At 36.7% G+C, this 207-nt stretch carries 1 protein-coding gene; it reads left to right on the top strand.

What is annotated here, in order from left to right:
- Positions 1-207: hypothetical protein (locus E4T92_RS11120; protein WP_167754066.1), on the top strand; the 207-nt coding region annotated here is incomplete at both ends.

Raw genomic sequence — 207 nt, 5'->3', positions numbered from 1 at the left:
CAAATAATGCCAATGTTGAAAAAGATTTAACGGTGAAAGGCAATTCAACGGTTGAAGGCACAACGACAACCAAAGACTTAAATGTCACGAATAATGCCAATGTTGAAAAAGATTTAACGGTGAAAGGCAATTCAACGGTTGAAGGCACAACGACAACCAAAGACTTAAATGTCACGAATAATGCCAATGTTGAAAAAGATTTAACGG

The sequence above is a fragment of the Pasteurella sp. WM03 genome (genome assembly GCF_004570945.1).
Lineage (GTDB): Bacteria > Pseudomonadota > Gammaproteobacteria > Enterobacterales > Pasteurellaceae > Rodentibacter.
Note: the sequence above shows the minus strand (reverse complement) of the source record. Positions and strands in the feature narration are given on the sequence as shown.